Below are 19,180 nucleotides of genomic sequence, written 5' to 3'. Positions count from 1 at the left end.
CGTGAAGGAATCGATCTTTATTATTCAGTTTCCAGAAAACAAACGCCACCCTACTCTAGGCCCATCCACTGAATTCGCAGGAGCCAGCCATGAGCCAGATTTCCAGCCAGACCCACGCCATCTCGATCAACCCCGCCACCGGCGAACAGATCGGTCACTACGCCTTTGAATCCGCTGAGGCCCTCGACGCTGCGCTGACCCGCGCCGCATTCGGTTTCTCGAAGTGGAAACGCAAGCCGCTGCAGGATCGTTCCCGCGCCCTGACTGCGCTGGCCGGTGCCCTGCGCGACAGCGCCGAAGCCATGGCAACCATGATCACCCAGGAAATGGGCAAGCCCATCGCCCAGGCCCGTGGCGAAATTGAAAAATGCGCCAAGCTCTGTGAGTGGTACGCCGAAAACGGTCCGGCCATGCTCAGCGCCGAACCGACTCAGGTCGAGGGTGGCAAGGCGCGCATCGAGTACCGTCCGCTGGGCCCGATCCTCGCGGTGATGCCGTGGAACTTCCCGATCTGGCAAGTGCTGCGCGGCGCGGTACCGGCGCTGATCGCCGGCAATACTTACGTGCTCAAACATGCGCCGAACGTGATGGGCAGCGCCTACCTGCTGCGCGATGCCTTCAAGAACGCCGGCTTCGCGGACGGCGTGTTTGAAGTGATCAACGTCACCCCCGAAGGCGTTTCGACCGCCATCGCCGACCCGCGCATCGCCGCCGTGACCCTGACCGGAAGCGTACGCGCCGGCATGGCCATCGGTGCTCAGGCCGGTGCCGCACTGAAAAAATGCGTGCTGGAACTGGGCGGTTCCGACCCGTTCATCGTGCTCAATGATGCTGATCTGGATGAGGCCGTGCAGGCTGCCGTCATCGGGCGCTATCAGAACTCCGGCCAGGTCTGCGCCGCCGCCAAGCGCCTGATCATCGAAGAAGGCGTGGTCGAAGAGTTCACCCGCAAATTCGTCGAGGCCACGCGTCAACTGAAGGTCGGCGATCCGCTGTCCGCTGACACCTATATCGGCCCGATGGCACGTTTCGATCTGCGTGACGAACTCGACCAGCAAGTGCGCGACACCCTCGAAGAAGGCGCGACCCTGCTGCTCGGCGGTGGCAAGGCCCAAGGCCCGGGCAACTACTACGAGCCGACCGTGCTGGCCGATGTCACCGACCGCATGACCTCGTTCAAACAAGAGCTGTTCGGCCCGGTCGCGTCGATCATCACCGCCCGCGATTGCGCCCACGCCGTGGCTCTGGCCAACGACAGCGACTTTGGCCTGACCGCCACGATCTACACCGCCAACGTACAACTGGCCCAGCAACTGACCAGCGAACTGGACACCGGCGGTGTGTTCATCAACGGCTACTCCGCCAGCGACCCGCGCGTGACCTTCGGCGGCGTGAAGAAAAGCGGTTTCGGTCGCGAGCTGTCGCACTTCGGCGTGCGTGAGTTCTGCAACGCGCAGACGGTGTGGCTGGATCGCAAATAACACCGCCCCCTGTAGGAGCTGCGGCACGCTGCGATCTCTTGATTTTGATTTTCCAGATCAAGATCAAAAGATCGCAGCCTCGTTTCACTCGACAGCTCCTACAGGGTTTTACGTCGTGCGTTGATTGCGCGAGCGCAATGACCCCAGGGCTTACAGATATTTCAGCCAGGCGATGTCGCGACGCCGCGATTTCAGCGCAGAGAACCAGCGTACCGCCGGGTACAGTGCCAGCGCCAACAGCAGTGACACGAGCCAGATTGCCGCTACTGAATCGAAGCCGAAATAGCTACCGTGGTTAAGGCCGAACAGCGCCACGGCAATCAGATACAGCACCTTCAGCACGTACAGGTGCAGCAGATAGAAGAACATCGGCGCCGAACCGAAGACCGTCAGCCAGTGAATCCAGCGGCGCGTCTGCCGCCGTTCGAACACCCGCAATAACAGCAACCCGATGCTCACCGTCAGGGTGATGAACAGCAGCGATGGCGGGTACTTGGTGATGTTGAAAAACGCCATCAGCGTTTGCACGGTCGTGTCTTCAACCGCCCAAGGCTTTTCGCCATAAGCGTTGATCAGCCGCAGCCCGACGAAGCCCAGCAGACCGGCGATACCGCCCAGCAACAGAGCCTGCTGACGGCTCCAGGCATCAGCCCCGCGGGCGAACCACGGGCCCAGTGCATAACCCAGACCGATCACGCCGATCCACGGCAACAGCGGGTACGAAGTGCGCAAGCGCAGACTGTCACCGACCTCGATCCAGCCCCGGTCATGCAGGATCGCCCATGGCACATGCAGTGCCGACTCCGGCGAAAAATGCAGCCCATCCAGCAGGTTATGCCCGGCAATGATCGCCAGACTCAGCGTCAGCAACAGCCAGCGCGGCAACCAGACCAGCAGCGACAGCGCGATCATGCTCAGGCCAATCGCCCAGATCACCTGCAGATAGATCACGCTCGGCGGCAACTGAAACGTCCACGCGAAGTTCACCCAGGTGAATTCCAGCAGCACCAGAAACAGCCCCCGCTTGAACAGGAAGGCGCTGACATCGGCCTTGCCCGCGTACTTTTCGCTGAACAACCACGCAGACAGCCCGGTCAGCAACACGAACACCGGTGCGCACAGATGCGCCAGGGTGCGACTGAAAAACAACGCCGGCTCGGTGTTGGCGATGTCCATCGGATCGGACACCTGACGGTGCAACAGGAACGTCTCACGCACGTGATCCAGCAGCATGAACAGGATCACCAGACCTCTCAAGGCATCAATGGACAGCAAACGACCGGTCGGCGGCGGATTGGAACGAGCACAGGTAATCGTCATGGACATTTCGCCATCGAGTCAATGAATCAGGGGTCGCAACGGCGAGCCTCAGCAAAAATTCGCGTTACTCTATAACATAAAAAGTCGATCCCCAAGCCAATCGACATTTGCCCAATCACGTCAGGCTTCTATAGTGATCAGGCGCCCCCCGCCCTTTGCGCCAGCTGTCGAGCGTTGCCCATGACTTCAACCGAACACCTGATCATCTGCGAGCATTGCGATTGCGTGTATGAAAAAGTCGTGCTCGGCAAACACCAGAAAACCCTCTGCGTGCGCTGTGGCGGTGTGCTGCAGCGTTATAACGGCTTGACCGTCGAACAGCGGCTGGCCTTGACGTTCACCGCCGCCATGCTGTGGCTGTTCGCCAATTTCTACCCGGTGATGAGCATCAGCATGAAAGGCCTGAAGAACAGCGCGACGCTGTGGGATTCGGTGCTGGCCTTGAGTCAGGGACCGATCACGTTCATGGCGATGGTCGCGGCGATTTCGATCATCATCGCCCCGGCCTTTCAATTGGTGCTGTTGATCTGGGTGTTGAGTTACGCACTGTCTTCTCGGCGGGCACCGGGATTCAAGCTGTGCATGCGCTGGCTGGAAACCCTGCGCCCGTGGAGCATGCTCGAAGTGTGTCTGCTGGGGGCAATGGTGGCGGTGTTCAAACTCGCCGGACTGCTGGATGTGCTGCCGGGCATCGGTCTGTTCGCCCTGGCGGTGCTGAGCCTGATGATGATCCGCATTGCCGGCCGCGACATTCGTGATCTGTGGGACATTCTATGAAGCGACCGGCGACCGCCAGCGAATTGAATCTGTGCCTGTGCCACAGCTGCGGGCTGGCCTGCGACATGACCGACGAACCGCACGAATGCCCGCGCTGCGATGCACCGCTGCATCGGCGCAAGACCAACTCCCTGGCGCGCACCTGGGCCTATCTGTTTGCCGCGCTGGCGTTCTACGTGCCGGCCAATCTGCTGCCGGTGATGAACACGGTGATGCTCGGCAACGGCGCCGACAGCACGATCATGAGCGGCGTGCTGGAGTTCTGGGAGGGCGGCGCGTGGGACATCGCACTGATCATTTTCATCGCCAGCATCGCGGTGCCGGGGATCAAATTCGTCGCCCTGTCGCTGCTGCTGATCACCGTGCAGCGGGGCAGCGACTGGGCGCGCCGTGAACGTTCGAAGCTGTACCGTTTCGTCGAGCTGATCGGCTACTGGTCGATGCTCGACGTGCTGGTGGTCGCCCTGGTCGCGGCGCTGGTGAAGTTCCAGGCGCTGGGCGATATCGAACCACGCCCGGGCATCCTGTTTTTCGGCATGGTGGTGGTGTTCACCATGCTCTCGGCGATGAGTTTCGACCCACGGCTGATCTGGGACAATGCCCCGGACGACGAACCGCTCAGCGACGCACCACCTCAAGCAGCACCTGCAACGGATGGCGCAGCGCCCGATCCGACTGGCGCTTGACCTGACTGCGGCAGGAATAACCGGTGGCCAGCGCTTCGCCCTGCTCCGCCGGCGCCTCGACCTGCCGCGCCCAGGATTGCTCGTATATCACTGCCGAGGTTTCACGGTTGCGTGCTTCATGGCCATAGGTGCCGGACATGCCGCAGCAACCGGTCGCCTGCGTCGCCAGTTTCAATCCGGCCCGTTCGAAGACCTGTTCCCACTGGCGAGTGGCGGCCGGCGCGTTGGTTTTCTCGGTGCAGTGCGCCAGCAGCCGGAATGACTGCGGCGCGTCGGCACCAGGCTGCTCCGGCATCACCTTGAGCAACCATTCCTGCACCAGTGCAACTTCCGGGCATTCCAGCATGCCGGGCACTTTCTGGTATTCCTGGCGATAGACCAGCGTCATGGCCGGATCCAGCCCCAACAACGGCACGCCGATGTCGGCCAGCTCTCGCAGTTGCCGCGCATTGCGCAGTGCCGCGCGGTTGAACGCCGACAGGAAGCCCTGCACATGCAGCGGCTTGCCATTGGCACTGAACGGCGCCAGATACACCTGATAGCCCAGTCGTGAAATCAACTCCAGCAGATCCGCCAGCAGCGGCGCCTCGAAGTAACGAGTGAAGGCATCCTGCACCAAGACCACACTGCGCTCGCGCTGGGCCGGGGTCAGCGCCGACAGTGTCGAGACCGTCGCTGGCTGCACCTTCCAGCGACGCAGCGCAGCGTGAAAATCAAAGCGGCTGAGCAACGGCACATCGACCATGCCACCAAGGCGCTCCAACTGTTGGCGCACGAACGCAGCGCCCATCAAACCGTTGTACAGCGCCGGAATCCGCGCCATGTACGGAATGCTGTACTCCAGCGAAGCAATCAGATAATCCCGCGCCGGGCGCAGATAACGGCTGTGATACAGCTCCAGAAACCGCGAACGAAACTCCGGCACATTGACCTTGACCGGGCACTGCCCCGCGCAGGATTTGCACGCCAGGCAGCCGGCCATGGCGTCATACACTTCATGGGAAAAGTCTGCACTCTGCCCACGGCTGTTGCGCCAACGGGTCCACAGGTTGCGGAAAAACGCCGGACGACGAATCGCATCGGACAGCACATCCACCCCCGCCTCGCCCTGCAAACGCAGCCATTCGCGGATCAACGATGCGCGGCCCTTGGGCGATTGCGCACGCTCGCGGGTGGCTTTCCACGATGGGCACATGGCGTCGTCGGTATCGAAGTTGTAGCAGGCGCCATTGCCGTTGCAATGCAGGGCCGCGCCGTAGCTTTGCCAGACCTTTTCGTCGATCTGCCGGTCGAGTTCGCCGCGCAGGGTCACTTCGTCGATCTTCAACAGCTGCGCGTGCGTGTTGGCCGGGGTGGCGATCTTGCCCGGGTTGAACTGGTTGAACGGGTCGAACGCGGCTTTGAGTGCCTGCAACGCCGGGTACAGCTCACCGAAAAACGCCGGCGCGTATTCCGAGCGCAGGCCTTTGCCGTGCTCACCCCACAACAGGCCGCCGTAGCGCTGAGTCAGCGCCGCGACACCGTCGGACACCGGACGCACCAACGCCGCTTGCTGTGGATCCTTCATGTCGAGAATCGGCCGCACATGCAGCACGCCGGCATCGACATGGCCAAACATGCCGTACTGCAAACCGTGGCTGTCGAGCAGTTCGCGCAGTTCAGCGATGTATTCGGCCAAGTGCTGCGGTGGCACTGCGGTGTCCTCGACAAACGGCTGCGGCCGCGCTTCGCCGGCAACGTTGCCGAGCAGGCCGACGGCGCGCTTGCGCATGCCATAGACCTTGTTCACCGCCGCTTGGCCGACCGCCAGGGTATGGCCGAGGCGTTCGACGGTGGTGTCGCTGCTCAAGTGTTCGAGGAAGGCTTCGACCCGGCGTTGCAGATCTTCAGGATCGTCGCCGCAGAACTCCACCAGGTTGATCCCCAGTGTCGGCCGCTCGGCGCTTTCCGGGAAATATTCGGCGACGCCATGCCAGACGATGTCCTGCATCGCCAGCAGCAACACCTTGGAATCCACGGTTTCAATCGACAGCGGCTTGAGCGCCATCAGCGCCCGGGCATCGCGCAACGCATCCATGAAACCGGCGTAGCGAATGTTCACCAGCATCGTGTGTTTGGGGATCGGCAGAACGTTGAGCTTCGCCTCCACCACAAACCCCAGCGAGCCTTCGGCGCCGCACAGCACGCTGTTGAGGTTGAAACGATTGTCGGCCTCACGCAGGTGCGCCAAGTCGTAGCCGGTCAGGCAGCGGTTGAGATCAGGGAAGCGTTGCTTGATCAGCTCGCCCTGCTCATCAATGATCTGCCGCGCACAGCGATAGACTTCACCGACCCGGTCTTCACGGGCACACAACGCTGTCAGGTCGTCCTCCGCCAGCGCTGCACCGTGCAGGCGTTCACCGCCGCGCAGAATCATGTCGAGTTCCAGCACGTGGTCGCGGGTCTTGCCGTAGGTGCAACTGCCCTGGCCGCTGGCGTCGGTGTTGATCATGCCGCCGACGGTGGCGCGGTTGGAGGTCGACAGCTCCGGGGCGAAAAACAGCCCGGCGGATTTCAGTGCGGCGTTGAGCTGATCCTTGACCACCCCGGCCTGCACCCGTACCCAGCGCTGCTCGACGTTGATTTCCAAGATGCGGTTCATGTGCCGCGACAGGTCGACGACGATGCCATCGGTCAGCGACTGACCGTTGGTGCCCGTGCCACCGCCGCGCGGAGTGATCACCACTTGCTGATAAGCCGGTTCGGCGATCAGCCGAGCGACCCGCATCACATCCTCGCCATCCATCGGAAACACCGCCGCTTGCGGCAGGCGCTGATAGATCGAATTGTCGGTGGCGAGCACTACGCGGCTGGCGTAATCGGCACTGATCTCACCACGAAAGCCACTGGCTTTCAGGGCTTTGAGGAACTGTTGGTAATCAGTGGTCAATGCGGTGGCGGGCGACAGCTGGGCAATCATGGGTCGGGAAATCTCGGTCAATATCGGGCCGTGTGGCGGTGAACAGTTGTGCGCAATGAATGATTGCGTCACGCTCCCGCCATCTCATGGTGCTTATGTTCATTGCTTGGTGCTATCGGGACAAACGTAAAATCGCCCCGTAATCCATGACTAAAACGAATGAATCCGCGAACCCTCACCCCTTCCATGTCGTTATTGCTGGCCTTCGAGGCCGCTGCACGCCATGAAAGCTACACCCGCGCCGCCCACGAACTGTCGCTGACGCAAAGCGCGGTCAGCCGGCAGGTGCAGATTCTGGAAAAGATGCTCGGCATGCGCCTGTTCAGCCGCGAAGGCCGGCAAGTGGTTTTGACCGATGTCGGGCGCATGTATCAGCGCGAACTGGCCGAAGCCCTCGGGCAGATCCGCAGCGCGACGTTGCAGGCCATGGCGTTCGGTTCGGGCATTCACAGTTTGCGTCTGGCGACGCTGCCGACCTTCGGCTCGAAATGGCTGCTGCCACGGCTCAAGGACTTCTACACCGCGCACCCGGGCATGACCGTGCACTTGCATTCGCGCATTGAAGCAATCGACTTCGACACCAGCGAAATCGACGCCGCGATCTGTGTCGGCGGCGGTGAATGGCCCGGCCTCAGCGCCCTGCCACTGCACACTGAGGAACTGGTGGTGATCGCCAGCGCGCAGTTGTCGACGGCCGAACGCGACGACGCCGAACAGCACATCGCCGGGCAGTTGCTGCTCAATGTCAGCAGCAATGCCCAGGCGTGGGCGGAATGGTTCACCCATCATGGTTTGCCACACCGCAGCATGCGCATCGGCCCGAGCTTTGAAATGACCTCGCACCTGATTCAGGCGGTGCGGGCGAATATTGGCGTCGGGCTGGTGCCGCGGATTCTGGTGGAGGATGAATTGCTCAACGGCGAACTGCTGCAATTGGGGGAGCCGATCACCAGCCGGCGCAGCTATTACCTGGTGTATCCGCCGCGCAATGAGGCGTTACCGTCATTGAAAGCGTTCAGGGACTGGTTGGTGGATACGCTGTGAACAGCAGCAGTGCTTTTTTAAAGGTGGAGGCGCACTCGGCCCCTTCAACAGTGGACTATCCAACGGTTTTCCGTCTGGCCCAAAGAACAGGTGTTCATATTTCTTTGGCATTGGTTGTGGTGCGCGGGCGCTCATAATCAATCCTCTGATGCCGGGCTGAATTCAACCCATTTAACCTTCGCGGAATCTATCAACAAATATTCGGCGCCAAAAGGCGCCACATTGCCATCTTCATGCAGCCAACGCGGCTTATGGATCACGAACTGACCGTTGGCTGATTCCGGCGGCCACTCGGCCGGCCAACCAAGTACGCGCCTTTCGTCATGCAAATGCAGGGTAATGAGTCGATCAAGTTGGGCGAATGCGCAGAACCATTCGCTTGGGTAAGAAGATTGTTTCGTTACGTTTCTGCTACGCAACCAACCATGTAGCTTGTCATTGGTCGCCAGACAACAGGACAGCAATCCAAGTACCAGCGAACAAAAGAATGCCCAAGACGTCTGCGCCTTGCCATCCCATATTCCTACGGAAACCCCCTTCATCCCCACCCACAAAAGGATCTCGCCAATACTTGTTACCACCCCATGAATCACAAACGTAAAAATCAACGCCTGCACAATCTGCCCAAACGTATCAGGTCGCTTGAATGAAGTGAGCGTGTAGAAAATCCAGGTCGAGACAAGTCCGGGAATCAGATACTGCAACAACGGAATAACTTCTTTGACCAGATCATCCATGATCCGTGGCTCCTTTAAAGGCATGCCCCACTGGTTACCGGGCAGCACTCAAAAGCCTAGCGCACACTGGAAAACGCCTCGTGCCGATCTGTCACAACGCATTTCGCAAATTCACAAAGCAAAAAAGCAGAAACCATTGCTCCGGTTTCTGCTTTTCTGGCGGCGGGTTCTGCAGCTGAGGCTGTGCTTTACAGGCAGTCACGCACCGATTTGCGCAACGACCCGGACTTGGCCCATGGCGGTCCCTGATACAGGGAAACCCGGCTGCCGTCCTTGTACTTGATGATGTCAAGAATCTCGTCGGCGGTAACAATGCTCGGTGCCGTGATCCGGTAACCATTGGAAATCGCGGTCTGCGTGGTCTTCGGAATGTCCTGCTGCCACAACGGCAACAAGCACGCGGCATAGTCTTTAGGCGCCTTGGTGGTGGTCTTGCTGAGATTCGGCTCGCCCGGAACCAGCGATGCTGGCAATGAGCAACCCGCCAGCAATGCCAACGCCAAACTCCCGATCCATATCCGCATGGTGTTTCCCTGTTTTGAAAAAAAGCGAATGTAACGTGTAACCGGATGTACATCCAGCGCGACGCCTCGCCCACAAGGGGGATTGGACAAATATTTACATGCATCCAGCCCGATGGCAGACGAGCTGCGCATCATCGCTGAAAAATGCGGCTACTCTGTTTTACCGAGAATGTTCCGGAGGTGATCATGCGGCTCAATGAATACGAACACGAACTTCAACGCGACCTGCAAGCCGTTGCATCGGATCTGAGATGGTCGGCGGTCGACCTCAAGCGCATCGCCGAACAGCTGCGCAAGAGCGGCAATGAAGCCGATGCCCAAGCGGTTCTGAGGTCTTGTGAGGTGCTGCAAAGTGATGAAGAACGCTTGCAGTCCTATGCCAAGGAAGTGAAGACGCGCTCCATCAGCCGGATCAAGGTTCACTGATCCCCCTGCCCTCGACAAAAGCCCCGGTCATCACCGGGGCTCTTTCGTTACATCTGCTTCAATTTGCAGTGTGACTTCGCGCTCGCGCCGAGCGTTGTCTGTAACCCGGCAACGCAGCGGCGTAGGCCAGCGCTTCCTCTCTGCGACCAAACGATGCCAGCCGGTCGCCTTGGGTACAAACCCGCCAAGGGCCGTTATTCACGCTGAGTACGTCGTAGCCGTTCATGTGCATTTTGTTCAGAACAGGAATGCTCATGGGTACCTCCTTTTTGCTGACGGTGGTTTCAGCTGAGCTTTTTTACCTTACACCCTGTTGTCGCGGATGTGCCGACCGGGTGTCGCGACAGTCATGTGCCAAGGCTCTGGCACTTTCCGCCTCGCCACACGCTCAAAACCTTGACGGAACCTTTGAATCCGGGCCCGGCTCGAATATTGCAGTTTTATTTCATTTATGTGACACGCAACAAACAGGTAACAGATGAAAGTACGCGCAACCGTCATTTGCGAGCAGGATCGACACGTTCTGCTGGTCCGCAAACCCCGCTGTCGCTGGACACTGCCCGGCGGCAAGGTCGAGCCTGGGGAAACCAAAGCCGGGGCGGCGACGCGCGAGCTGCAGGAAGAAACGGCACTGAATGCCGAGCAAATGTTGTATCTGATGGAACTGCACAGCGGCAGCACCCAGCATCATGTCTACGAGGCTTCGGTGCTCGACCTTGAGCCGTTGCGCCCGCAAAACGAGATCATCGAATGCATCTGGCATCCGCTGGACGCGGTGCAGAATCTGCCCACCAGCGACGCGACCTTGCGCATCGTGCAGGCATTTCAACGACGCTTGTGAGGTTTCAACCGGCAAACGCCCGGCGCCCGGCGCTGATTTCCGTGCGCAATTCGCCGATGAAGTTGGAAAGATCGCGGATCGTCACCAGATGCTCCGGCGAAACCCCATTGAGCAACAACTCGACTCGCCCGGAGTCAGGCTCATAAACCTTGATCCGCAGCAGTCCCTGCTCCACTTGTGTGCATTCGCATTCAAGCGACGGAAAGCCGGACTCGACAATCCGGCAGATGTCGGCAATGGCTAACATGGGTACACGCCTCGCAGGCGTTGAGTCGGTCGACCCGTTGAGCATAGATGAGCCATCAGCAACCTGCCGCCCCGGCAATTGCCAACCCGCTCACATATTTGACCCCGCCTCAATGCGCGTCGTGATCCCAGATCCAGTTCCAGATGCCCGGCAACTGCACCGGCTGCGAACTCTGCTGAACGGTGCGCGCCAGCGCCGCTTTCTGCAGCGCCGCGTGATCGTCGTAGAACGCTTTGTCCGCCAGCCTCACGCCCGTGGCGGCGGCGCTGTCGAGGAGGATCTGCAGGTATTCGCGAGTATGTCGCGCGGTGTAACGGTTGAGGTCATGAAAGGTCACCACCACCGGAATGACGCCGTCCACGGTTGGTAATTCGCCGCGGGCAATGCGCTCGCGGACTTCCGATAGCTGGCGCAGCATATTCGCCCGACGTCGGGGGCTGGCGTTGAAGCCCCAGATCTTGCCGTCATTGGCGCTCAAATCGGTCAGCAACACATGCAGACCGTGTTGCTGATAGGCGGCGAACGTGCGTTTGTCGTAATTCCAGAAGGGCGGACGCAGCAGGATCGGCGCGGTTCCGGTGATCGCGGCGATATCGGCGGTGCCGTTGCTCAATGACTGCTCCAGCTCTTGCGGGTCGAGCGAGCGATGGTTGGTGTGCCAATGGGTGGCGGTGTGAAATCCGAGGATGTGCCCTTCGGCGTATTCGCGTCGCATGATGCCGCGGCCAATCTCACTGTTGCCGGCGCGGGGCGCGCGGGTCTGCACGAAGAACACCGCTTTGATGTCCGGTTGCACCGGATTGTCCTTGAGGCTGTCGAGCACTGTCGCCGACGGGTTCCACAAGCTCGAAGCGCTGGGGCCGTCATCGAACGTCAGCAGAAACCGTACCGGCGCCTGGGCCTTGAGCCGGGTTTCGGTCTGCGCGGTCATTTCGATCGGCGCGGCAATGCAGCCGGCCAGCCCGAACGCGATGGCCGCTGCACAGAGAAGATTGAACGCGTATTTCATGTTTTGCCTTGCGCCTGACCGTTGCGGTCCTGTTGTCGTCCGGCAAAACTCCCTCGCCCTGATCCATCCCTGCGCCCGGCTATTCGAGCCAGCGTTGGATAGGGTACACAGGCTTTGGTTCCGGCGCTCGCTCAGTCCGCCAATGCCTGTTGAAACGAGGTGTCGATGATCCCGGCAGTGGCCAGCGGCGCCGGCAAGGCCTTGACCTTGAACAGGAAGTCGGCGGTGCTTTGCAGGTCGGCGGCGGCCTGTCGATCCACCGGCCCAATGCTCATGTGCGCCTGGCGCAACCAGTGCCGCGACACCTGCTGATCGAGATTGGCCTTCTTCGCCCACAGATCCGCATATTCATCGGTGTGGCTGTCGACCCACGCCCGCGCCCGTTTCAAACGCTCGAGAAAATCGGCAATCGCCGCACGCTTGCTGTCGATCGACGGCGCCGACGCGGCAATCGCGCTGAGGCCCGGCATCAGGTTTTTCGCCGTGAGAATCGGCCGCGCACCGGAGAACACGATTTGCTGGGAGATGTACGGTTCCCACACCGGGAAAGCGTCGATGCTGCCCTGTGGCAATGCCGCCGCAGCGTCAATCGGCATCAGCTTGACGAAGTCGACGTAGTTTTCCGGCAGACCGCCCTGCTCCAGGGCGCGCAAGGTCAGCTGCTGGCTCCACGCGCCAGGCCAGTAGGCGACTTTTTTACCCTTCAGATCAGCAATGGTTTTCACCGGAGAATCCTTCGGCACCAGCAAGGCGATGGTGTCCGGGTTCTGCCGCGATACCCCGATCAGCTTCACCGGCGCCTGTTTGGCAGCAAGAAACAGAAAGCCCGAATCACCGAGAAAGCCCAGATCCAGCGAGCCGGTCTGCAATGCCTCGGCCAGTGGTGCAGCGGCCTGGAAATGTTTCCAGTCGACGCTGTACGGCGCGTCTTTCAACACGCCGGAGGCCTCGATCGAGGCGCGGATGTTGTAGTAGTTCTGATCACCGACGTGCAGGACCAACGGCTCGGCGGAGTAGGCAAGCGGTGAGCTGAACAGTCCAGCAGTCAGTGTGATACGCAAGAATTTGGAGAGCTTCATGTCGGGTCCTGCAATGGGATTTTGCATAGACGATAACGCTCTTGATCGGCGCTTTTTAAATTCGATTAATGCATAAGCTCAGCACACCGAATGCTCACTGTTCGCTGCGCAACAGTGCGATACCAGCGTGTTGTCCCAGCAACAGTTGAAAGCCGTCAAACCCGGCAAAAACCCCGTAAACATTGGCTGGTACGCACATGGCACAGAGCCTGCAATATTCCATTCATGCAGGAAGCAGCCATTGAAAATATATTTTTGGACATAAAAAACAGTGCCTTTGCCGGAGCGCCGCCATGACATCCTTCTCACCTTTTTTCCGCCTCAAAACGCTGCTGGTTGCCAGCGCCATGGCGCTAAGCCTGCAACCGCTGGCTCACGCCACCGAAACGGTGCCCGCCGAAGTTCATCTGGACTACGCCTACTACTCACCGGTCAGCCTGGTGCTCAAGCATTTCGGCTTCCTCGAAAAAGCCCTGCCGCAGACCAAAGTCAGTTGGGTGCTCAGCCAGGGCAGCAACCGTTCGCTGGAATATCTGAATAGCGGCGGCGTCGATTTCGCCTCCAGCGCCAGCCTTGCTGCAGTGCTGAGCCGCGCCAACGGCAGCCCGATCAAATCGGTCTACGTTTACAGCCGCGCCGAATGGACTGCGCTGGTGGTGCGCAAGGATTCGCCGTACCAGAGCGTCGCCGACCTCAAAGGCAAGAAAATCGCCGCCACCAAAGGCACCGATCCCTACCTGTTCACCCTGCGCAGCCTGCAACAGGCCGGGCTGAAGAAAGACGACGTGGAACTGGTGCACCTGCAACACCCGGACGGCCGCACCGCGCTGGAAAAAGGTGATGTGGACGCCTGGGCCGGACTCGATCCGCACATGGCCGCCAGTCAGGTGCAGGCCGGTTCGCGTCTGCTGTACCGCAACCCGGCGTTCAACAGTTACGGCGTGGTCAGCGTCACCGAGCAGTACGCCAAGGAGCATCCGCATACCATCGACACGGTGATCAAAGCCTACGAGCAGGCGCGACAATGGGCGCTGCAAAATCCCGACGAGTTCGCCGCCCTGCTCGCCAAGGAATCCGGCCTGCCGCTGGACGTGGCCAAACTGCAGTTGTCGCGCACCGACTTGAGCAGCCCGCAACTGACCGCCAACGACGTGCAGGCGTCCAAGGCGGCGGCACCGATTCTGGTGTCCGAGGAATTGGTGCGGCGTGGGGTGAATGTCGATCAAGTCATCGATCAGTTGCTCGACAGTGGTGTGCAGCAAGCCGTCGCCCGCCAATAACCGACCAGACTCACAGCCCATCCGCGTCCGCTGCGGATTCGCTGTGAGCGGAGCTCATGTATGACCACTCGCAGTAACGAACTGCCCGCCCCTCCTCGGCGCTTGTCGAGGCCGCGAGCGTCATCCCTCAACCCGACATGGCGACGGCACTTCAAAGGTCTGGCCCTGCCGCTGCTGATCGTAGTCGTCCTGGAGTTCATCGTGCGTCTCGGCTGGCTGCCGTCCTACCAAATGCCGGCCCCCAGCGAGATCGCCCTGACCCTCACCGACCTCGCCGAAGGCGCGCTGTGGAAACACATCGGCGCCAGCCTGATCCGCGTGTTGCTCGGGTTTGCAATTGGCGCCAGCCTGGCGCTGGTGTTCGCCGCCTGGGTCGGCCTCAGTCGTGAGGCCGAGGCGTATCTGGAACCGACGTTCGCCGCGCTGCGTTCGATTCCGAGTCTGGCCTGGGTGCCGCTGTTGCTGCTGTGGCTGGGCATCGATGAAACCTCGAAAATCGTGCTGATCGCCATCGGCGCGTTCTTTCCGGTGTACGTCAACGTGGTCGCGGCGATTCGCAACATCGATCGCAAACTGGTCGAGGTCGGGCGCATCTATGGCTTCAGCCGCCTGCAACTGGTACGGCGGATTCTGTTGCCGGCCGCCCTGCCCGGCCTGTTCACCGGGCTGCGCAGCGGCATGAGTCTGGCGTGGATGTTTCTAGTGGCCGCCGAGCTGATCGCCGCGACCAAAGGCCTGGGCTATCTGCTCAGCGACGGCCGCGAAACCTCGCGACCGGACATCGTGCTGGCAGCGATCATCGTGCTCGCCGTGCTCGGCAAACTCAGCGATGGCGTGCTCGCGCTGCTGGAGCGCCGCTGGCTGGTCTGGCGCGACACGTTCACCGGTCAGGCGGCACAGGACTGATTGGCCAGAGCCAACTAAGCTGAAAGCGTGCAACCGGAGATTCAGCGCATGTGCGGAAGACTCTCGCAGTACCGTGGCATTCACGACTTTGTCGCGGTGCTGAGCATTCCCGATGCGCTGATCAATCACGTCGGCGACGCCGCGCTGGAACACTACAACGCGGCGCCGACCACGTCTCTCGCCATTCTTCATCAATATGATCAACGCCTGTATGCCGACAACCTGCGCTGGGGCTGGCGTCCGCACTGGGCCAAAGACCGCGCGGCGCCGATCAACGCCCGTGTGGAAAAAGTCGCCCATGGCCCCTTCTTCCGGGCGATCTGGCGTCATCGGTTGATCGTGCCGGTCGACAATTGGTTCGAATGGGTCGACGGCCCGGATGACACCCGACAGCCGTGGCTGATCCGGCGTGCCGATCACGGGCCGGTGTTCTGTGCGGCCATCGGCCAGTTTCCGACACCCGGCAACGACGCCCGGGACGACGATGGTTTCGTGATCATCACCGCCGACAGCGTCGGCGGCCTGCTCGATATCCATGATCGCCGCCCGGTGGTGTTCCGCCCGGAGCTGGCTGCCGAGTGGCTGGACCCGGCAACACCGACCGAACGTGCCGAACAGATGTTGCTGTTCGAAGGTGAAGCCAGCGAGGCATTTGCCTGGCACAAGGTTGGCAAAGCCGTCGGCAATTCGCGCAATCAGGGCGCCAACCTCATTGAAGAAGTGGCTTAAAGATCCGTGATCTCACGCGTTTACCCTGTAGGAGCTGCCGCAGGCTGCGATCTTTTGATTTTTAATTTTTTAAAAGCAAGATCAAAAGATCGCAGCCTGCGGCAGCTCCTACAGGTGATTACAGGTGATACTCGATCTTTACAGCTGGTGTTTCATCGCTGAAACAGCCTCAAAAAAACAGTCGTTTGAGCGATTTAACCGCTTGTCTGACATTTCAACCGTCATACATACATTTAGATGCACTACGGATAGCATGCGCGCCGCATTTCCAATTGGCATACCAGTTGACCAAAGAGTCAACAAACCAGGAATCCCCTACAACTTTTACCAAGCCTTGCAGAGAACTAAGTTGCGCGACGATTTTGCAATCAAACAGGCCAACGGCCTGGAGTGTATTTATCTGTCCATGACAGAACGCTTTCAACTCGACTGTTTTATCGGCCACTACATCAAGACCCGAAACCTGCGTTCAGTGCCGGACATCGAACGTATTCTGCGCACCACGCTCGAAGGCTATCCCGGCCACCCACCGGTGATGGTCAATGAGCTCAATGCGTGGATCGACAAGACGCTGGGCTATCGGGCGTCACATCCGGACTTCCCGCACCTGGAAGACCTGTGAAACAACAAAAAGCCCCGCTGCTGCGGGGCTTTTTGCATGGGGCTGTCAGAATTTCACGTCGGGCCCGGTGAGTTCCTTGTCATCGTCGTGCTTCCACGTCTGTTCCTTGCGTTTCTCGCGCTCGATTTCCTCTTCGCTCGGTTCGTCCACTTCGTCGTCTACTGCCTGGTTTTCATCCGGACGCTTCTGCTCGGTCGTCATGTGAACTTTGCCTCGTCGACAATAATCATCCAATAAGCGTAGAACAGTTTTTCCCCGTCAACTTACAACCACCAGCGCAACAAAAAGAAAAACGCCATGCTTAAAAGCATGCTAAGCAACGTATTGCGGGTGTACAGCACCAAGCCGATCGCAACCAGCGAACTCAGCAAATACGGATTATCCCACTGCACATTCAATTGTTTGTCCGGCATGAACACAATTGGTCCGCAGATCGCCGTCAACATTCCCGGGACGGCAAACCCGAGAAACTGCCGCGCGTTGCTGCTCAAACGCAATGGCAGGCGCGGTTCGAGAAACACGTAGCGGTTGAGGAACACCAGAATCCCCATGCCGACAATCACTGCCCAGACCATCATGTGCGCCCCCGATACAACTTGTTGCAGACAAATCCTGCGGTCATCCCGGCCAGCCCCGACAGCACCAGTGCCGAGCCCCATTGCCAATAGCTGAACAGCACCGAGCAGAACAGCGACACCGCCACGCAAACCACGGTCGGCACGTTACGCACCACCGGGGTGATCAATGCGATGAAAGTGGCGGCAATCGAGAAGTCCAGGCCCAGATGCTCAAGCCCCGGAATACTGCTGCCCAGGACGATGCCGGCCAGGGTGAACAGGTTCCATGCAATGTAGAACGTCAGACCGACGCCCAAGGCATACCAGCGATTGAACTGCTGGCGGTCATGCTGGCTGGTCAGGGCAAACAGTTCATCGGTGAGCAAAAAGCCCAGACCGATGCGCCAGCGCCCGGGCAGCGGCGAGATCACCGAGCGCATGCTCATTCCGTACAACAGGTGCTGCGAGGTCAGCAGCAGCGTGGTCAGCAGAATCGAGAAAATCCCGGCACCGCCCTTGAGCATGCCGATTGCCACCAGTTGCGCGGCCCCTGCAAACACGATGCTCGACAGGCCCTGCCCCTGTAACGGCGTGAGGTTGGCTTCGATCGCCATGGAGCCGGCCAGCAGCCCCCACGGCGCCGTCGCCAGTGATAACGGCATGATCGCCGCAGCGCCGCGAAGAAACGCACGGCGCGGCATAAGTGAGTCAGACATAACGCTCTTCAACCGAGGAAACGGTCGCAGACTCTGCCAGCAAATGCCCCTTCGTGGCTTGAACAATCTTGCGCACTTACGCTGAATCGTCGCGCCCCGGCGCCTCTGTCGGCGTACCATGGAGGCCTTCACAACCGTGTCAGGGAGACGACATGCTGTACCGAATCGCAGCCGACGGGCTGGTGCTGTTCCATCTGTCATTCATTCTGTTCGTGCTGTTCGGCGGGCTGCTGGTGCTCAAGTGGCCACGCCTGATGTGGCTGCATCTGCCGGCGGCTGCATGGGGCGTGGCGGTCGAGGTGTTGCACCTGACTTGTCCGCTGACCTACTGGGAAAACCTGATGCGCCACGCCGCCGGGCAGACCGAATACGCCGGCGGCTTCATCGAGCACTACATCTGGCCGATCATCTACCCCGCAGGTCTGACGCCACAGATCCAGTTGGCACTGGGCAGCGTGGTGCTGGTGGTCAATTTGCTGGTCTACGGGCGTCTGGCCCGTGCGTGGAAACTGCGCCGCGCCAGCCGTATTCCGTTTTAACGAGCGGCGGGTTTCAAGGCTTGCAGCCAGGCCGGATCCAGGCGCTTCTGGTCGATCTCCAGACCCAGCGCCTGCATCCGCTCCTGGTGCGCTGCGACCTCCCGCTGCAACTGCGCGTGATCGCTGGAGTTACCGTCCAGTTCGTGCATCTGGGTCAACCCCAGATGATAGAAACGCAGCACCTTCATCGCCGTCGGATCGTTTTGTTCAACGGCCGCTGTCACCTGATGCATCACGTTGGTCACACTCATCAGGCTGCGCTTGAGCCGCCAGCTATAGACCGCCGGGGCCATCCACGGCTGCTGCCAGAACTGCCCGCGCATCAGCGCCGCCGTCAACAGAAACGCGACGAACACTCCGCCGACATTGAAACGCAGATTATCGCCGCCGGGTTCACCGAACAGCGCCACCGCCGCCGTCGAAAGCGCCATCGCCAACACCAGGAACAGCACGGCAATGATCAGTGTGCTGCGACGGGTCTGCTGGCGAAACGTTGCTGGGTCCATCGGCTGGATCTCGAACATCAGGCATGACTTCCTTGAACGATAAAAAGGGCAACGGAAAAAACTCGTTGCGCATTATCGCCTCTGTGCACGATTTAGCTATGCTGGGGGCCCTTTTCATCTTTTCAGCGTCCAACGGGGACATGGCGGTACAGCGCAGATCGTGCCATCTTCATTCATGGATACACACTATTCGGA

General features: G+C 60.1%; 23 protein-coding genes. 11 read left to right on the top strand and 12 right to left on the bottom strand.

Features of this window, described 5'->3' with window-relative positions; translation table 11 throughout:
- Positions 1 to 89: 89 nt before the first annotated feature.
- Positions 90 to 1,481, top strand: a complete 1,392-nt coding sequence (locus tag ACYZUM_RS07830) for an aldehyde dehydrogenase family protein (RefSeq protein ID WP_108182405.1) — start codon at positions 90 to 92, stop codon at positions 1,479 to 1,481.
- Positions 1,482 to 1,631: 150 nt separating this feature from the next.
- On the opposite strand, the gene ACYZUM_RS07825 is transcribed toward ACYZUM_RS07830, so the two are convergent.
- Entirely contained in the window at positions 1,632 to 2,801 is a 1,170-nt protein-coding gene (locus ACYZUM_RS07825; RefSeq protein ID WP_108182404.1) for an acetyltransferase domain-containing protein, read from the bottom strand.
- Positions 2,802 to 2,981: 180 nt separating this feature from the next.
- Here ACYZUM_RS07825 and ACYZUM_RS07820 point away from each other — a divergent pair, with 180 nt between their 5' ends.
- Together ACYZUM_RS07820 and ACYZUM_RS07815 are read left to right on the top strand one after the other, a co-directional pair.
- Positions 2,982 to 3,578: a paraquat-inducible protein A gene (locus ACYZUM_RS07820; protein WP_041062800.1), complete on the top strand. Its 597-nt coding sequence runs from the start codon at positions 2,982 to 2,984 to the stop codon at positions 3,576 to 3,578.
- Positions 3,575 to 4,264, top strand: a complete 690-nt coding sequence (locus ACYZUM_RS07815; protein ID WP_108182403.1) for a paraquat-inducible protein A — start codon at positions 3,575 to 3,577, stop codon at positions 4,262 to 4,264. Before ACYZUM_RS07820 ends, ACYZUM_RS07815 begins: the two co-directional genes overlap by 4 nt.
- On the opposite strand, the gene ydiJ is transcribed toward ACYZUM_RS07815, so the two are convergent.
- Positions 4,197 to 7,223 (bottom strand): D-2-hydroxyglutarate dehydrogenase YdiJ, encoded by a 3,027-nt coding sequence (gene ydiJ, locus ACYZUM_RS07810; protein WP_108182402.1) that lies wholly within the window; start codon positions 7,221 to 7,223, stop codon positions 4,197 to 4,199. The two genes, ACYZUM_RS07815 and ydiJ, sit on opposite strands and share 68 nt — an antisense overlap.
- A gap of 159 nt (positions 7,224 to 7,382) precedes the next feature.
- Between ydiJ and ACYZUM_RS07805 the strand changes: the two genes are divergently transcribed.
- A complete protein-coding gene (locus tag ACYZUM_RS07805) occupies positions 7,383 to 8,267 on the top strand; it encodes a LysR substrate-binding domain-containing protein (protein ID WP_041062806.1) in 885 nt (294 codons plus the stop codon).
- A 137-nt stretch (positions 8,268 to 8,404) separates the two neighbouring features.
- Here the strand turns inward: ACYZUM_RS07805 and ACYZUM_RS07800 are convergent, their stop codons facing one another.
- Positions 8,405 to 9,004, bottom strand: a complete 600-nt coding sequence (locus tag ACYZUM_RS07800) for a DUF6338 family protein (protein ID WP_108182401.1) — start codon at positions 9,002 to 9,004, stop codon at positions 8,405 to 8,407.
- A 188-nt stretch (positions 9,005 to 9,192) separates the two neighbouring features.
- Entirely contained in the window at positions 9,193 to 9,528 is a 336-nt protein-coding gene (locus ACYZUM_RS07795) for a hypothetical protein (protein ID WP_041062809.1), read from the bottom strand.
- A 186-nt stretch (positions 9,529 to 9,714) separates the two neighbouring features.
- On the opposite strand from ACYZUM_RS07795, the gene ACYZUM_RS07790 reads away from it, so the two are divergent.
- Positions 9,715 to 9,954: a hypothetical protein gene (locus tag ACYZUM_RS07790; RefSeq protein ID WP_041062819.1), complete on the top strand. Its 240-nt coding sequence runs from the start codon at positions 9,715 to 9,717 to the stop codon at positions 9,952 to 9,954.
- Between the two features lie 58 nt (positions 9,955 to 10,012).
- On the opposite strand, the gene ACYZUM_RS07785 is transcribed toward ACYZUM_RS07790, so the two are convergent.
- Positions 10,013 to 10,210 carry a DUF2188 domain-containing protein gene (locus tag ACYZUM_RS07785; RefSeq protein WP_108182400.1) on the bottom strand — a complete coding sequence of 66 codons (198 nt, stop codon included), beginning with the start codon at positions 10,208 to 10,210 and terminating at the stop codon, positions 10,013 to 10,015.
- Between the two features lie 222 nt (positions 10,211 to 10,432).
- On the opposite strand from ACYZUM_RS07785, the gene ACYZUM_RS07780 reads away from it, so the two are divergent.
- Positions 10,433 to 10,795 carry an NUDIX hydrolase gene (locus ACYZUM_RS07780; RefSeq protein ID WP_108182399.1) on the top strand — a complete coding sequence of 121 codons (363 nt, stop codon included), beginning with the start codon at positions 10,433 to 10,435 and terminating at the stop codon, positions 10,793 to 10,795.
- A gap of 4 nt (positions 10,796 to 10,799) precedes the next feature.
- Here ACYZUM_RS07780 and ACYZUM_RS07775 read toward each other — a convergent pair whose 3' ends face one another.
- The 3 genes from ACYZUM_RS07775 to ACYZUM_RS07765 form a co-directional block, all read right to left on the bottom strand.
- Entirely contained in the window at positions 10,800 to 11,042 is a 243-nt protein-coding gene (locus tag ACYZUM_RS07775) for a DUF1652 domain-containing protein (RefSeq protein WP_041062828.1), read from the bottom strand.
- 109 nt (positions 11,043 to 11,151) lie between these two features.
- A complete protein-coding gene (locus ACYZUM_RS07770; RefSeq protein WP_108182398.1) occupies positions 11,152 to 12,051 on the bottom strand; it encodes a polysaccharide deacetylase family protein in 900 nt (299 codons plus the stop codon).
- A 131-nt stretch (positions 12,052 to 12,182) separates the two neighbouring features.
- Positions 12,183 to 13,130 (bottom strand): ABC transporter substrate-binding protein, encoded by a 948-nt coding sequence (locus ACYZUM_RS07765; protein WP_108182397.1) that lies wholly within the window; start codon positions 13,128 to 13,130, stop codon positions 12,183 to 12,185.
- A gap of 293 nt (positions 13,131 to 13,423) precedes the next feature.
- Here ACYZUM_RS07765 and ACYZUM_RS07760 point away from each other — a divergent pair, with 293 nt between their 5' ends.
- The 4 genes from ACYZUM_RS07760 to ACYZUM_RS07745 all read left to right on the top strand — a co-directional run bounded on the left by ACYZUM_RS07760 (position 13,424) and on the right by ACYZUM_RS07745 (position 16,667).
- Entirely contained in the window at positions 13,424 to 14,410 is a 987-nt protein-coding gene (locus tag ACYZUM_RS07760) for an aliphatic sulfonate ABC transporter substrate-binding protein (RefSeq protein ID WP_108182396.1), read from the top strand.
- Positions 14,411 to 14,470: 60 nt separating this feature from the next.
- The gene (locus ACYZUM_RS07755; RefSeq protein ID WP_108182395.1) at positions 14,471 to 15,316 is read left to right on the top strand and encodes an ABC transporter permease; all 846 of its coding nucleotides are present in this window, start codon (positions 14,471 to 14,473) and stop codon (positions 15,314 to 15,316) included.
- A 48-nt stretch (positions 15,317 to 15,364) separates the two neighbouring features.
- The gene (locus ACYZUM_RS07750; RefSeq protein WP_108182394.1) at positions 15,365 to 16,045 is read left to right on the top strand and encodes an SOS response-associated peptidase; all 681 of its coding nucleotides are present in this window, start codon (positions 15,365 to 15,367) and stop codon (positions 16,043 to 16,045) included.
- Between the two features lie 349 nt (positions 16,046 to 16,394).
- Positions 16,395 to 16,667, top strand: coding sequence for a hypothetical protein (locus ACYZUM_RS07745; RefSeq protein WP_047294946.1), 273 nt, complete (start codon positions 16,395 to 16,397; stop codon positions 16,665 to 16,667).
- Between the two features lie 45 nt (positions 16,668 to 16,712).
- On the opposite strand, the gene ACYZUM_RS07740 is transcribed toward ACYZUM_RS07745, so the two are convergent.
- The 3 genes from ACYZUM_RS07740 to ACYZUM_RS07730 form a co-directional block, all read right to left on the bottom strand.
- Positions 16,713 to 16,868 carry a hypothetical protein gene (locus tag ACYZUM_RS07740; protein ID WP_174376867.1) on the bottom strand — a complete coding sequence of 52 codons (156 nt, stop codon included), beginning with the start codon at positions 16,866 to 16,868 and terminating at the stop codon, positions 16,713 to 16,715.
- A 62-nt stretch (positions 16,869 to 16,930) separates the two neighbouring features.
- A complete protein-coding gene (locus ACYZUM_RS07735) occupies positions 16,931 to 17,242 on the bottom strand; it encodes an AzlD domain-containing protein (protein WP_177327894.1) in 312 nt (103 codons plus the stop codon).
- Positions 17,242 to 17,940, bottom strand: a complete 699-nt coding sequence (locus ACYZUM_RS07730; protein WP_027612977.1) for an AzlC family ABC transporter permease — start codon at positions 17,938 to 17,940, stop codon at positions 17,242 to 17,244. The genes ACYZUM_RS07735 and ACYZUM_RS07730 overlap by 1 nt, the downstream gene beginning before the upstream one ends.
- A 152-nt stretch (positions 17,941 to 18,092) precedes the next feature.
- On the opposite strand from ACYZUM_RS07730, the gene ACYZUM_RS07725 reads away from it, so the two are divergent.
- Positions 18,093 to 18,479 carry a DUF2784 domain-containing protein gene (locus tag ACYZUM_RS07725; protein ID WP_086790879.1) on the top strand — a complete coding sequence of 129 codons (387 nt, stop codon included), beginning with the start codon at positions 18,093 to 18,095 and terminating at the stop codon, positions 18,477 to 18,479.
- Here ACYZUM_RS07725 and ACYZUM_RS07720 read toward each other — a convergent pair.
- Complete coding sequence (locus ACYZUM_RS07720) at positions 18,476 to 19,003, bottom strand: DUF3087 domain-containing protein (RefSeq protein WP_086790878.1); 528 nt, start codon at positions 19,001 to 19,003, stop codon at positions 18,476 to 18,478. The two genes, ACYZUM_RS07725 and ACYZUM_RS07720, sit on opposite strands and share 4 nt — an antisense overlap.
- Positions 19,004 to 19,180 lie beyond the last annotated feature (177 nt).

The organism is Pseudomonas sp. m6p (assembly GCF_055760375.1).
This window is presented reverse-complemented; position numbering and strand designations above follow the sequence as displayed.